The sequence below is a fragment of the Pseudomonas sp. 5Ae-yellow genome, assembly GCF_014077575.1.
In the GTDB taxonomy this organism is placed as follows: Bacteria; Pseudomonadota; Gammaproteobacteria; order Pseudomonadales; family Pseudomonadaceae; genus Halopseudomonas; species Halopseudomonas neustonica.
Map to the genome: position 1 here is coordinate 1 of NZ_JACGWE010000031.1, position 14,692 is coordinate 14,692.

Genomic DNA, 14,692 nt, shown 5'->3' on the forward strand with positions numbered 1-14,692 from the left:
GGAAAGCCGCTATGAACCAGTTTGCGATCCTGTATGAAGATCGTTTCACCAGGCCAACCTGGTAAGTGAAGGCCTACCTGATGGCAGGCCGTTAAGAGCCCGAACACAAAAAACCTGACAGTCCCCGTGCGCGAACGCCAGCTAGCGCCTATACAAAAACTCGGTATTACCCCGGCTAATTTCTGTACCGTTTCCTGTTGCACGTTTGATCCGGGGTTTCGCTTTTCCCAGCTAGGCACCAGTTCTGCAGCCACCATGTTCTTCATGCCGGAGCAGACCGAGTTTGATATTTACGTTCCAACGGGCGTGCAGACAGCCTATGTCAGTCTGAAGCAGGATGCATTACTTGACGCTTTGCGTACCCTCAGCCCCGAACAGTGGGAGTGCACGCCAGAACAGCTGCAATTGTTCCAGGCAGTACAACAAAGCGCCCTGAAAACCCTGATTAATCAGTGGCTGCTGATGGCTGATAGTCTGCGCTCCCCTTCAGGCTCTGTGGACGACAATTTGCTCCTGCACAGTATTGCGCACATTACCGCCGCTGCAGCGCAAAATACAGCTCATCCGCCACTCACAGAGCGCGTCCAGGCCTTTACCGTTTACCGGTTGGCGCGTGCCTTTATTGCTGATCATCTAGAGCTGGACGTGGTGCCCACCGTAGTTGATATCTGCCGTGTTATTGGCGTCTCTGAACGCAGCCTGCAATATGCTTTTCGTGCCTACGTTGAGATGTCGCCGCTGGCATACCTGCGTCTCTGCCGCCTGAATCGGGCCCGCGCAACGCTGCGCGCTGCTGACCCGCACAGCACCTCCGTCACCACCGTGGCCATGCGTTTCGGCTTTCTACACATCGGTCGCTTTTCCGTTGATTACAAAAAGATCTTCGCCGAGTCACCCTCGGCAACTCTCGCCTCTTAAATCGCTCACCTACCCGCTAACAACACGCTTCCTGTCTTCGCCTTGCGGAAATCGGATAGTGCCCCGCGCCGCGCCTAAGTATTGTCGCTCTACTATGGCATAGCACTGCACGCTGCATGCCGTCCGCACTCATCATTCTTGGCAAATGGAACTGGCATGAACCGACTTCACCGCGTTATCTGGAACGCTACCCGTGGTCTCTGGGTGGTAGTAAGTGAACTGGCCAAGAGTGCAGTGAAGGGACGCTGCCGAGGCCGCCAAGCGGGAGTCAGCCTTACCCTAGTCCCTCAGTTTCGCCGAGCCACACTTTATCTGCAGTTATGTACCGCGTTAATGCTGCCAACCCTCGCGGTCATGGTCACACCAGCAATGGCAGCGACCTGTATTCCAGATATCAAACAAATCTGCGGCGCAAACGGTACGGCCGGTACGGACGGCACGCCCCTTGGCCCAGGCTTAGTCAGCACATCCGGTACTGCCGGTGGCAGCGCGGGCGCAGGGAAGGTCTACTTCGCCGGTCAGGCAGAAACAAACAGCTTCAGTATTGAGGGGGGCGCCGGGGGCACTGGCGGTAACGGCGGAAACGGTCTGCCAGGCATTCCCTCCTCCACTGACGCAATGATCGCAAACGGCACCCGCAGCGGTAATGGTGGCGCCGGTGGTACCGGTGGCTTGGGCGTCCAGGGTGAGGGGTTCATTCTTACCAATGAGAATAGTGGCAACATCCTTGGCGGCACCGCCAGCAGCGCTGGTAACTCAGGCCAAGGCGGCAACGGTGCGGCCAGCGTCGGAGGCAGGGGTGGCACCAGTGGTGATGCTGGTAACGGTGGCGATGGCGGCGCAGGGCTGGACGGAACCAACTTCACTCTCATCAATATTGGCAATATTGCAGGGGGTGAAGCCAGCACTGGTGGTAACGCCAGTAACGCTGGTAACGGTGGCAGCGGTAGTGATAACACAGATGGTGGCGACGGCGGCGACGGCGGCAGCGGTGGCAACAGCGGTAACGGTGGTAATGGCGGTAGCGGCGGCGCGGGTGTCAGCGGCGCGGGCTATACGCTCATCAGTAGCGGCGGTATCTCGGGCGGCAACGGAAAAGATGGGGGCAACGGCGGAGCCGGAGGTAACGGCAGCAATGGCGGCAACGGCGACGCGGGTGGTGGCACCGGCACTATGGGCCTGCCCGGCGGAGACGGTGGCAACGGTGGTAACGGCGGCAACGCTGGCAACGGTGGTGCAGGTGGCAACGGCGGTGCGGGTGTTGCCGGGACAGATTTCATCCTGAGCAATAGTGGCGCCATCCTCGGCGGCGATGCTGGCAACGGTGGTGCTGGCAGCATTGGCGGATTCGGTAGTATCGGTGGTGCAGGCGGCCCGGGTGGCTCCAATGCACCCAGCCCAGGCAATGCTCCTAATGGCCAAGCTGGCTTCGCTGGTCTGCCTGGCAATGGCGGTAACGGCGGCAATGGCGGTTATGGTGGTGCGGGCGTAGATGGACAGGGGTTCACGCTCACCAATACCGGCAGCATCTCCGGTGGCAATGGCGGGCCCGGTAATATTGGCGGTCCGGGAGGCCTGAACGTTATCGGCACACTGGGCCCTGCGGGTACTCTCGGTAACAACGGCTTGGGCGGTGCAGGCATCCTAAGTACCGGTAATAGTCTTATCACCAGCCGTGGCAGCATCAGCGGCGGCTTGTCCGGAGACGGTGTCACACGCGCCAACGCTGTGGACTTTTCCGGGGGCGGCAACAGCCTGACACTCCATGACGGCTACAGCTTCACCGGCAACGTGGTTAGCCATAGTGGTTCCACTAATGGTGGCGATGCCTTGTATTTAGGTGGGAGCCAGGATGCCAGCTTCGACACCAGCCTGATCGACAAACAATATTTTGGCTTCATGGAATTAATGAAGACGGACAGCAGCACATGGACGCTGACAGGCAGCGGCCCCGCACAGCAATGGCAACTGCTGAATGGCATCTTGCAGGTGGGTGACGGTAACCAACCGACCAACCTCGTTGGCAGCGCTGAGGCAATCCGAGCCTTCAGACTTGGCACCCTCAATGTAATGGCCGCAGCCACCCTGCGTGGCGGTAACGGCAACAATGGTAGCTCAGGTACACCCGGCAACCCCAGCGGCGGCAATGGTGAAAATGGCTGGTTAGCTGTCGACGCGCAGGATTGGAGTCACGTCGGCGCGGCGTTTGGGCCATGGCTGGTTGGTAGCGGCTCCACGATCAACAACAGCGGCCTGATGCGCGGGGGCGCCGGCGGCAACGGTGGCGTTGGAGATAGCGCCGTTGGCGGTAATGGCGGCCATGGTGGGGAGGCGATCCTTGCACAGGGTACGACACTCATCAACCAAGGCACGATAAGCGGTGGTGCCGGCGGTAACGCGGGCAACGGTGCCAATGGTGGCCACGGCGCTGAGGCGGTTAACGGCTTGTTTTTTGCGCTTAACAACAGCGGGGTGATACGTGGCGGCAGCGGTGGCGCAGGCGGCATGGGCCTCGGCAGCGGGCGCAGCGGCGGTGATGGCGGGGTGGGCGTTAGCGGTACTTTTATCTCTCTCGACAACAATGGCGCGATAAGTGGTGGCGAAGGTGGTGTTGGCGGTGTTGGCACTGGTCCTTTCCCCAGCCCGGGCACACCTGGCCAGGGTGGGGTCGGTGTCAACGTCAAAGGGGCCAGCACCATCACGACCACTGGCAGCATCAGCGGCGGTCTTGCCGCCGATGGCAGCGCGCGCGCCAACGCCATAGAGTTGTCTGACGGTAACAACAGGCTGACACTGGAGCAGGGTTACAGCATCACCGGCAACGTGGTCAGCAGCAGCGGCACAAGCAGCGGTACCGGTGATACCTTGGCCCTGGGCGGCAGCAGCAACAGCAGCTTTGATATCAGCCAGATCGGCAGCACGGCGCAATACCAGGGTTTCGAGTTCTTCGAGAAGACCGGCACCAGTACTTGGAGCCTGACCGGTGATGCCAATACCCCTATCCCCTGGACCATCAGCGCCGGTACCCTGCTGGGCAACACCCGCAGCCTGCAAGGCAACATCGTCAACAACGCCACGCTGGCCTTCAATCAGACCACGGACGGCAGCTTTGCCGGGGCGGTTTCCGGCACTGGCGAGCTGAGAAAACTCGGCAACGGCACCTTGATTCTGGGCGGTATCAATACGTACAGCGGTGGCACCACGATCAATAGCGGAACACTCTCCATTGGCGCCGGAGGTACGACAGGCAGCGTGCTTGGCAATATCGTCAATAACGCCTCCCTGGTATTCAATCGCGCAGATGCCATCACATACAGCGGCATCATCAGTGGTAGCGGTAGTCTTACTCAAACCGGCTCAAGCGCCCTTATCCTGACCGGTAATAACAGCTATTCTGGCGGCACCTACAACACCTCAGGAGCCACGCTGTCGATTGGTGACGGTGGTTTCAGCGGCAGCATTACCGGCAATATCATGGGTAGCCAAACGGATATTGGCACTGTGGTCTTCAACCGGTCTGACAACTCCGTCTTTAGCGGTAACATCAGCGACCACAACCTCATCAAGCGGGGCACGGGCACGCTGGGTCTGACCGGCAGCAACATCGATATTGGCGACTTTCGTGTCGAACACGGTGAACTGGCCATAAACAATGGCGGCCTTGTCAGCAATACCAACAGCTTTATTTCGGGTGCCGATGGCGCCAGCCGTATCAGTGTGGATGGCAGCGGTTCAAGCTTGAATTCCAGCGCAATCAATGTCGGCGATAGCCATGCCGGTACGCTGACCATCAGCAACGATGGCAGTGTTACCGCGACCGCCGCCAACGGCGGCGTGCTCCTGGGCTCGTCCACTGCAACCGGCACGCTGAATATCGGTGCGGCTGCCGGCAACAGTGCCGTGACCGCCGGGACCTTATCGGCAGACCGGGTAACCTTCGGCTCTGACAACAGCAAGATCGTCTTCAACCACACCGGCAGCGATTACACCTTTGCCACTGACATCGCCGGCAATGGCGAGGTTGAACTCTATTCCGGCCTCACAAACCTGACCGGCAGCAGCAGTTACAGCGGCAGTACGCGGGTCATCGGCGGCACCCTCAAGGTCAATAACCTGTCAGGCAGCGCCACCGGCAGCAGCAGTGTCAGCGTGGCCAGCGGTGCCAGTCTGGGTGGCAGCGGCAGTATCGCCGGCAGCGTCACGGTCAGCGATGGTGGCCGCCTGGCTGCCGGCAACTCACCCGGCAACTTGACCCTCGGTGAGTTACAGCTGAATAACGCCTCAGTCCTCGACTTTGAGCTGGATTCCCCCACAGGCATAGCGGGAGTTGATAGTGACCTGATCACCGTGACAGGTGATCTCACCCTGGATGGCATCCTCAATATCACCGACCTGGGCGGTTTTGATTTTGCTGTAACCGCGGGTGATACCGGCAGCTATACCCTGTTCAACTATGGCGGCAGTCTGACCGACAATCTCCTCACATTGGGTGAGGGGTTATTGGCGGGGTACAACTACCGCGTTGATACCGCCACAGCAGGCGAGGTTGCTCTGATTGCTGACTTTACCGGCCTGCAATACTGGGATGGCAGTCAAACCACGGCAAATGCAGTGCCTGATGGCGGGAATGGGGTCTGGTCGGCTAGCGACACGAATTGGACCAACCCATCCGGTGACACTAATGATGCCTGGAGCGATCTTACCGCTGTTTTCTCTGGTGCCGCAGGGACGGTTGAGGTTGACGGCTCCCACACCGTACAGGGCTTGCAATTCGCCACGGATGGCTACTTGCTGGAGGACAGCAACAATAATGGCACCATCGTACTTGCTGACAGCGGGGCAGATATTCGTGCCGCCAGCGGCGTCAATGCCCTCATTGATGTCGTTCTCAGCGGCAACGGCAGCCTGTCTAAAACCGGTGCAGGGTCGGTAACCCTGCTGGGCAGCAATACCTATACCGGTGGTACCGAGATCTACGACGGAAGATTACAGCTAGGCGCTGACAATCGCCTTTTGAATACCGGCGATCTGACCGTCAACGGCGGCACTTTCGATTTGAATAATTTTGACCAGACGGTCGCGAACCTATCCGGGGTAGGCGGTGTTATCGATACCGGTGATACCGGCGACTCAACCCTGACCATCAATCAAACGGTCGATGCCACTTATGCCGGTGATTTTGCCGGTCATACCGACACCACCTTCAGTCAGGTGCTGGTAAAAAACGGCTCCGCCACCCTGACCTTGAGTGGCACCAGTACGCAAACCGGATTAGGCCAGGTAGCCATCAACGAGGGCCGCCTGGCCGTCTCGGGTGGCAATGCGATTGGTGACTCATTCATCGTGACGGGTGCTGGCGAGCTTGAGTTGCTCAGTGATGAAACGCTTGGCTACCTTTTGATAGATGCAGGCGGCAAGGTCTTGCTCAATGCCAATACCTTGACCATCAACACCAGTTCTTATGGCAATATTCCAATTAATGACGCGGTTATCTCAGGCACAGGCAACATTATTGTCAACGGCCCGGGCTCTCAGGTACTCAGGGCTGAGAACACCTATACCGGTAGTACTACAATTAACGGCGGCCGACTTGTTGCTAATCACCTGTCCGCTTTAGGCAACAATGGTGCGGTTACGGTTAACACCGACGGCATACTGGGGCTCAGTAGCGATCTGAATATTGGCTCATTGGCCGGCAATGGACGGGTATTTCTTCAGAATGGACTGGGTAACTATCATTTGACCTCCGGCGGTGACAATACCAGCACCCTGTTCAGCGGTGTGATATCCAGTGCAGCCGGCGGCCGCTTCAGTAAAACCGGCACCGGTACCCTGACCCTGACGGGCATCAACACCTATACCGGCGATACCAACGTTAACAATGGGTTACTGGTGGTCAATGGTTCGATTGCCAACTCAAGGACGACGATCAATATCGGCGCGGGCCTGGGTGGCAGTGGCACGGTAGGCAACGTCAGCCTCAACGGTGGCACCCTCATGCCAGGCAACTCCATCGGCACGCTCAATGTAAATGGTGATCTGGACTTCAGCAGCGGTGGTGTCTATCAGGTGGAAGTGGATGCCGCTGGCAACACCGACCTGATCAACGTCACGGGGAGCGCAAACCTGACCAACGGCTCGGTCATGGTGCTGCCCGAAGCAGGCAGTTATATGATCAACACCAACTACACCATCCTCACTGCGGCGGGTGGTTTAAACGGTACAAGCTTCAATGACATCAGCTCCAGTCTGGCCTTTCTGACACCTACCCTGTCCTACGATGCCAACGCCGTATTACTGAACTTGAGGCGCAATGATTCCGACTATGCCTCGGTCGCAGACAGCCCTAACCAGGGCTCGGTCGGCTCGGCCCTGGATGAGTTGTTCGATAACGACCCTAGCGCCGTCGAAGATCTCCTGGACGAACTGAACACGCTGACCGGCAGTGGCGCCAATCGTGCCTATGATTCCCTCAGCGGCGTACAACATAACTACAGCAACCTGATTGCCCTGCAAGCGGACAATCAATTCAAAGGGCTGTTGCTTGATCGCCTACAAGGCAATACCCCCATGCTGGCCAATAATGACCAGCTTACCCTCGCTGATAGCGGTTCTGGCCATCGCACAGATGCCAGTCTGAATACCAACCAACCGCAGACAGGCCAGGGCTTGTGGCTGCGTGGCACCGGCAGTTACGGTGAAATCAACGGCGATCGCAATGCCCTTGGTGCCCATTACAGCGCGGCAGGCACGGCAGTCGGCGTAGATACCCTGATTGCCGATCAACACCGATTAGGCGCAGCCTTTGGCTATAGCCGCGCCAACGCCGATGTAGCGCAAGGCAGTCTGCAGCTCGATAGCTATCAACTGGCGCTGTACGGCCAATGGCAACTGCCGGATCAGGTATATGTTAGCGGTGTGATGGGCCTGGGCTACCATGACATCGAGTCCAGCCGCCAGATTGTGGTAGGCAACCTTGGTAGCAAGGCAGAAACCGACTACCACGCCTGGACCGGGCATCTGACTGCAGAGGCTGGCCGCACCTTTGCGTTGACCGACAATGTCCGCGTCACACCGTTGGCCGGGTTGGAATATGCCCATGTGGACCGCTCGTCCTTCGTTGAAAAGGATAATGCCGGACTGGGCTTGCAGGGTGAGCGAGACCGACAGGACTCACTGCGCTCGGTGCTCGGTACCCGGCTTGCACATGCCTCCACCACGGACAGCGGCCTGCGCATTGAACCGACGCTGGAGCTGGCCTGGGTGCATGAATATCTTGATCAGCCAGCTGCACTGAGCGCCGGCATGGCCGCCGACCCTAGCGCCAGCTTTACCGTGCAAGGTCCAGCGCTGGATCGCGACCGTGCCCGTGTGGGTCTGTCAGTGAGCATGCGGTTGAATGACAGCGCGTCATTCGACCTGGGTTACCGCGGCGAATTTGCCAGCTCAGACGAGCATCACGGGATAGCGGCTACCTTCAGGATGGCTTGGTAAAGTAAGGAGGTAGGCTGGTGCAATCCACGGGAAATCCCTGGAGTTCTGGTTAGCAGCTGGCGCTGAAGCCCAGCTTCGGCCCAGGAATACCCTGTGTCCAGCCAAGCAAATGTTTTGGCTGGCTTGTTGAGGTGGTTTTTGGCGAGTCTCTTGTCAGAATGGGGCGCCAATGGGACCGGCTTGCGGGGTGGAGAAATTCGTTATCAGTCCGGCTGTCATTCTCGGGGCGCTCGCCTTTATTCAGGCTGGCCGGTTTACCGATTGCGACCATGGACTTGCTCCTGGTGCCGTTATCCATACTGATTATAATATTCTCGTTCGGTAAGGCATTTCGCCATGGCGCCTATGTTGATGAAGCTATTTATTCTTATTCAAAGAAAAAAATGGCTTCCATAATCGTGACCTTTTCGCCATGTTGTTGGGCGTCGTAGTGAGCCTGGTGGGGCTCAATGGCTTTTTGAGGTTTTTACGGGTAAAGGCATTGCCCACGTTTATACGCTGGCTTTGCTAGGGTTGGCTCTTACGGTGTTTAGTGCGCAAAGCCTGTACCTGCTCAGCGTTCGACTCCGCCAGCGTTGACTGGTGCTGTTTGGCGGCGAGGCTAGCGTTGCTGCATGCGGTATTGAGGCGTGCGTGCGCCCGTATCGGCTTGGCAGCAGACGACATGCCAGACACTTGCTATTATTGAGTTCAGCTGTTTTTTGTTAACGCTTGCTCGGATGCAAGCGCAGTATCGATAAGGAAAGTCGCTCATGTCTCCTGATGTCATTGCTTTATTCAACCGCTGTTCCAGCTTCTGGTCGCAGCGCCTGGCTTCACTTCTCGTCGTTCTGGCTGTTACGTCGCTCACTGCCTGTGCGCTAGTCCCCCAAGTTGATAGCTCTTTAACTTTTGACGCGTCAGACGAGTCCATTTATGGCTTGGTCCGCCGCGATGGCGAGTTGTCTGAAAGACGGATTCGCCTGGTGGGTGGGGCAGAACGCTGGCAACTATTGGATCAAACTGATGACGGTCGGTGGGTAGATGTGACCTGCACCGAACATTGCCTGTTGGCGGTTGCTTCGCCGGATGAGGTTCAGCGGATATTGCGTAATAAAGCGATGTCTGATGAGTCTGCCCGCTGTATGCATAACATCGCGTTCGCTATTTGCCGCATAACCAATAGGGGGACGTCCGCCCGACGTTATCTGTTGGTCGCGCTGGAGCAGCGCGTAGGTATTCAGCTTAGGGCGATGCGTTGAGGTTTGGACGCTAGCGCCACTAGCTATCGGCTCTCTGTTATTAACGGAAGGCGCTTTGTGCCTTCTTCACCGTCTGCGACGGATTCTCGCCAAATAATGCCTTGTACTCGCGCGCAAACTGCCCTGGATGCCAGAAGCCCCAATTAGCGGCTGTGACTGCAATGGGCGTGTCGTGTAGTGGGTCACTGAGCGCGCGGCGTACTTGATTGAGGCGGGTGGTGCGCAGGAATTTGAGCGGGCTGATGCCGAGGATGCTTTCAAAACTGTATTGCAGGGTGCGACGGCTGACGTGGGTCAGTTCGCACAGCTCGGTCATGCTTACGGGGGTGTTAGGGCTGCTGGCGATGTAGGCTTTAACCTTGTCTACCACCTGTTTGCGGTGCGCATAACTGGGTGTGGTCTGCGTGGTCAGATTGTCTTCACTGAGCAGGGCAAGCAGGGCGGTGCTGGCAAGATCCTGCTGCAGCCGGCTGTTGAGGCCATCAGCGCTATGCGTTACTACCCGTTCGAGCAGGTAGCGCACCTGATCGAGCCGCTGCAGTTCTACGGTCAGGCGCGGTGCCTGTTCCAGCAGCGCTAGATTCAGTGCACGGCCCTCGCGCTCGACGGCGCGCAGTAATACTTCTTCTTTTACCACGATGCCGTAGATGTCGAAGGCATCTGGCGTCATCAATTCAAAATCGCGCGCGCCGGGGCGGCACATCAGTTGGTTGCTGTCGACGGGGAGGCCGTTGATACGACAGTCCGCCGTTTGCGCAGGTATGCCCAGCCATACCGAATCCTTCCAGACATTGCACTGTTGCCGCAGTGAGCGGTTGGTGTGCTCCTTGAACAGCTGAAAGCCCTCCAGCGCGACTTCATCAATGCGTCCATAAAAACGACCGCCAGCGAGCTGGTCATATTCCTGCTGCCAGTTGGTCAGGTTGTGAGCGTGCTCGTCGGCGTCCTGCGCCTCAAGCGTGCTCCGCCCTGGTGCGCCGGGTGCTGAAGACGGGTGCACGGGCGCGCGCTGGAGTGCGTCTTCTGGGGCGGGTTTAGTGTTCATGGTTCATCAGCATGCGCCAAGCGTTTGAATTGATGAGAAAAAGTCGATTTGCCAAAACGTGATAGTTGCCTGGAACGTTCATCGCATGACTCTTTGCTATTAATTGCTGCGTATGAGCGACGTTGCCGCATTTTAGCAGCAAGTTCTGTGCCTGAGGTGAATGATGAGCCAATCCTATCGCTACGTACTGGGTAGCAAGACCTATCAATTTCGTGACCTGGCCGAGCTGATGGCCAAGGCCACGCCACACCGCTCTGGTGATCGCTTGGCTGGTGTTATCGCGTTGTCGGCAGAAGAGCGCGCGGTAGCGCAGATGACCCTGGCCGAAGTACCGCTTAAGACCTTTCTAAATGACGCACTGGTGCCCTATGAGCAGGATGAGATCACCCGGCTGATTATGGATGAGCATGACGCCGAGGCCTTTGCGCCCATTGCCCATCTTACCGTGGGCGATTTCCGCAACTGGTTACTGAGCGATTACGCCACACCTGAGGTGCTGCGCTCAGTGCGGCTCGGCATTACGCCGGAGATGGCCGCGGCGGTCAGCAAGATCATGCGTAATCAGGACCTGATTCTGGTCGCAAAAAAATGTCACGTAACGACCGCCTTTCGTAACACCATTGGCCTGCCTGGCCACCTGTCTACCCGCTTGCAACCAAACCACCCGACGGACGATGTGAATGGCATTGCGGCCAGCATTCTCGATGGCTTGCTGTACGGCAACGGTGATGCGGTGATTGGCATCAACCCGGCGACCGATAACGTATCCCAGGCCATCAAGTTGATGAAGTTGATGGGCGAGGTGATCGAAAAATACGAGATTCCTACCCAGTCCTGTGTACTCACCCACGTAACCAATACTATTGAGTGCATCGAAGCGGGCGCGCCGGTTGATCTGGTATTCCAGTCGATCGGCGGTACCGAGGCCACCAACAGCAGCTTTGGCTTCAATCTGAATACCCTGGCCGAGGCGCGCGAGGCTGCGTTGAGCCTCAAGCGTGGCAGCGTGGGCGATAACGTTATGTACTTTGAGACCGGGCAGGGCAGCGCGCTCTCGGCCAACGCGCATCACGGGCTGGATCAGCAAACCTGCGAGGCACGCGCCTATGCCGTCGCACGCAAATTCAAGCCGCTGCTGGTGAATACCGTGGTCGGTTTTATCGGCCCGGAGTACCTGTTTGACGGTAAGGAAATCACCCGTGCCGGCCTGGAGGATCACTTCTGCGGCAAGTTGCTTGGCGTGCCCATGGGCTGTGACGTTTGTTATACCAACCACGCCGAAGCCGACCAGAACGATATGGATAACCTGCTGACGCTGCTGGGTGTGGCGGGTTGCTCCTTTGTGATGGGCATCCCCGGCTCGGACGACATCATGCTCAACTATCAAACCACCTCTTTCCACGATGCGCTGTACGTGCGCCGGGTACTGGGCTCACGGCCGGCACCGGAGTTTGAGCAGTGGTTGACGCGTATGCAGATCATGCGCGATGCCGATAGACACATTCTGCACGAGGCATTGCCAGAGCCCTTTGCGCGTTCGCTGAAGGCGCTGCCGGGAGGTCGCGCATGAGTGAGCGCAAGCCGGAAAGCGACACAGCTGCCAAACCGGCAAGCAGCGTCGAGCAGCATGTACAGAACGGCAAGGTGGTGGAGAATCCCTGGCGCCGGTTGCGTGAATTCACCGATGCGCGCATTGGCTTGGGCAGAGCGGGTATCAGCCTGCCTACCAGCGAAATGCTGGCATTTCAGCTCTCACATGCACAGGCCCGCGACGCCGTCCATTTTCCGCTGGATGTAGAAGCGCTTTGTACTGAACTCACTGGGTTGAACCGATTGCCATCAGGGCCGGTATTGCGGCTGCACTCGCAGGCCGAGGACCGGGTGAGCTACTTGCAGCGGCCCGATCTGGGGCGGTTGCTGGATGATGCGTCGCGCGAGCAACTGATCGGATTGCCTACCGCCAGTGCAGCGGCAAAAACCGATCTGGCCATCGTCATCGTTGATGGTTTGTCGTCGCTAGCAGTGCAGCAGAACGCAGCGGCGTTTTTGTCTCCCTTGCTGGACTTGCTGCAGGCCGAGCAAGAGCCCTGGAGCCTAGCCCCGATCACGGTAGTGGAGCAGGGCCGAGTGGCCGTAGGTGATGACATTGGCGAGTTGCTCAATGCCCGCGCGGTGCTGTTGCTGATTGGTGAGCGCCCCGGGCTTAGTTCGCCGGATAGCCTTGGCCTTTATCTCACTTGGGATGCCAGGCCAGGCCTCAACGACGCGGCACGCAATTGTATTTCCAACGTCCGCCCGGCGGGTCTCGCTTACTCCGAAGCAGCGCGGCGCGTGCTTTACCTGCTACGCGAGGCGCGGCGTCTGAAGCTCTCTGGCGTAAAGCTCAAGGACCGCACTGAAGACGATGTGATCGAGCACGGCGGCGGCAAGAATTTTCTGATTTCCGAATAACCCCGATATGGCACGTGACAACACAAAACTAAAAAAGACTAAGCGCTTTAAACCAGACGCAACTTTTAACTAGAAAAAATAGAGGGATGAACATGGCTACAGACAATCAGGAGTACCTTGCCAAACGGCAACTCAAGCGCGGCACCGCAGGCTGGATTCTGCTCGCGGGGCTGGGTGTGTCTTATGTGATCTCCGGTGATTTTGCCGGCTGGAACTTCGGCATCGCCGAAGCGGGCTGGGGCGGCTTTGCGATTGCTGCCGTATTGATGGCGCTGATGTATCTGACGCTAGTATTGTCGTTAGCAGAAATGTCGGCGGCGATCCCGGCAGCAGGTGGTGGCTACAGTTTTGCTCGTCAGGCAATGGGGCCGACCGGCGGCTTTATGACGGGGCTGGCAGTGTTGATTGAGTACGCCTTGGCGCCCGCTGCCATCGTTATCTTTATCGGCTCGGCGGTTGAGTCGCTGCTCGGCTTCAATGGCCCTTGGGTCTATGCCGCGTTCTACTTGATCTTCGTTGGTATTCACCTGGCAGGCGTGGGTGAGGCGCTGAAGGTGATGATGGTCATCAGCGGTTTGGCGGTATTTGCCATCGTGGCAACCGGTGTAGCGCTGGTGATGCACTTCGATGCCAGCAATCTGTTCGACATCGCCACTACCGACGCCGCAGGCGCGAGCGATATGCTGCCGTTGGGCTGGTATGGCGTGTGGGCGGCACTGCCCTTTGCCATGTGGCTGTTTCTGGCGGTTGAAGGCGTACCCCTGGCCGCTGAAGAAGCCAAGGACCCGGGCAAGGATGTGCCCAAGGGCATCATCGGTGCCATGGTCTTTCTGCTGTTTACCGCGTTGATGGTGGTGGTACTGGTGCCGGGCGCTGCAGGTGCCAAGGCGATGGGCGAGAGCGCCGTGCCGCTGGTAGACGCGCTGAATGCGACTGGCAACGGCAGCCTGGCGACGCTGGTGAATGTGCTGGGTTTGGCGGGCCTGGTTGCCTCGTTCTTCTCGATCATCTACGGCTACAGTCGTTTGGTGTTTGCGCTGTCACGTGCCGGCTATTTGCCCAAGTCGCTATCCCTCACCACCTCGCGCAAGGTGCCGGCACGGGCGTTGATCGTGCCTGGTGTCTTTGGCTTTCTGGCGTCGCTCAGCGGTGAGGGCGATCTGATGCTGGCGATGGCGGTAGTGGGTGCGACTGTGTCCTACGCGCTCATGGCGTTGAGTCATATTCTGCTGCGTATCAAGCAACCTGATCTGGTCCGCCCATACAAGACACCGGGCGGTGTGGTCACCTCTGGCATCGCGTTGGTGCTCTCACTGATTGCACTTACCGGTGTATACGCCTTTGACCCAAGAGCGTTTTTCTACACCGTAGTACTCTTCGTGATCGGCGGTGCCTATTACTTCGGTTATAGCCGCAAGCATCTGGTCGCTAAATTGGCGGATGAGGAATTCGCCATGCTGGCCGAGGCAGAATCTGATCTGGTTGTTGCAACCTGAGCATGCAGCTTTACGCGTAGTTTGAAGGGTCGCTAATTCAGCGGCCC

General features: G+C 58.1%; 7 protein-coding genes. 6 read left to right on the plus strand and 1 reads right to left on the minus strand.

Translation table 11 applies throughout. The features are described 5' to 3' along the window. Window positions 1–255 precede the first annotated feature (255 nt). The 3 genes from H4J77_RS15035 (at window position 256) to H4J77_RS15045 (ending at window position 9,653) form a co-directional block, all read left to right on the plus strand. Window positions 256–918, plus strand: a complete 663-nt coding sequence (locus H4J77_RS15035; RefSeq protein WP_182249238.1) for a helix-turn-helix domain-containing protein — start codon at window positions 256–258, stop codon at window positions 916–918. Between the two features lie 156 nt (window positions 919–1,074). After that, the gene (locus tag H4J77_RS15040) at window positions 1,075–8,412 is read left to right on the plus strand and encodes an autotransporter-associated beta strand repeat-containing protein (RefSeq protein WP_123889502.1); all 7,338 of its coding nucleotides are present in this window, start codon (window positions 1,075–1,077) and stop codon (window positions 8,410–8,412) included. 752 nt (window positions 8,413–9,164) lie between these two features. Further along, a complete protein-coding gene (locus H4J77_RS15045; RefSeq protein ID WP_123889501.1) occupies window positions 9,165–9,653 on the plus strand; it encodes a hypothetical protein in 489 nt (162 codons plus the stop codon). Between the two features lie 40 nt (window positions 9,654–9,693). Here H4J77_RS15045 and H4J77_RS15050 read toward each other — a convergent pair whose 3' ends face one another. Continuing rightward, on the minus strand, window positions 9,694–10,698 hold the full coding sequence (locus H4J77_RS15050) for a helix-turn-helix domain-containing protein (protein WP_123889500.1): 1,005 nt from the start codon (window positions 10,696–10,698) through the stop codon (window positions 9,694–9,696). A 163-nt stretch (window positions 10,699–10,861) separates the two neighbouring features. Between H4J77_RS15050 and H4J77_RS15055 the strand changes: the two genes are divergently transcribed. The 3 genes from H4J77_RS15055 to eat all read left to right on the plus strand — a co-directional run bounded on the left by H4J77_RS15055 (window position 10,862) and on the right by eat (window position 14,645). Further along, window positions 10,862–12,268 (plus strand): ethanolamine ammonia-lyase subunit EutB, encoded by a 1,407-nt coding sequence (locus H4J77_RS15055; RefSeq protein ID WP_123889499.1) that lies wholly within the window; start codon window positions 10,862–10,864, stop codon window positions 12,266–12,268. Then, entirely contained in the window at window positions 12,265–13,149 is an 885-nt protein-coding gene (gene eutC / locus H4J77_RS15060; RefSeq protein ID WP_123889498.1) for an ethanolamine ammonia-lyase subunit EutC, read from the plus strand. The genes H4J77_RS15055 and eutC overlap by 4 nt, the downstream gene beginning before the upstream one ends. Before the next feature lie 92 nt (window positions 13,150–13,241). Further along, entirely contained in the window at window positions 13,242–14,645 is a 1,404-nt protein-coding gene (eat, locus tag H4J77_RS15065) for an ethanolamine permease (protein ID WP_182249240.1), read from the plus strand. Window positions 14,646–14,692: the final 47 nt, after the last annotated feature.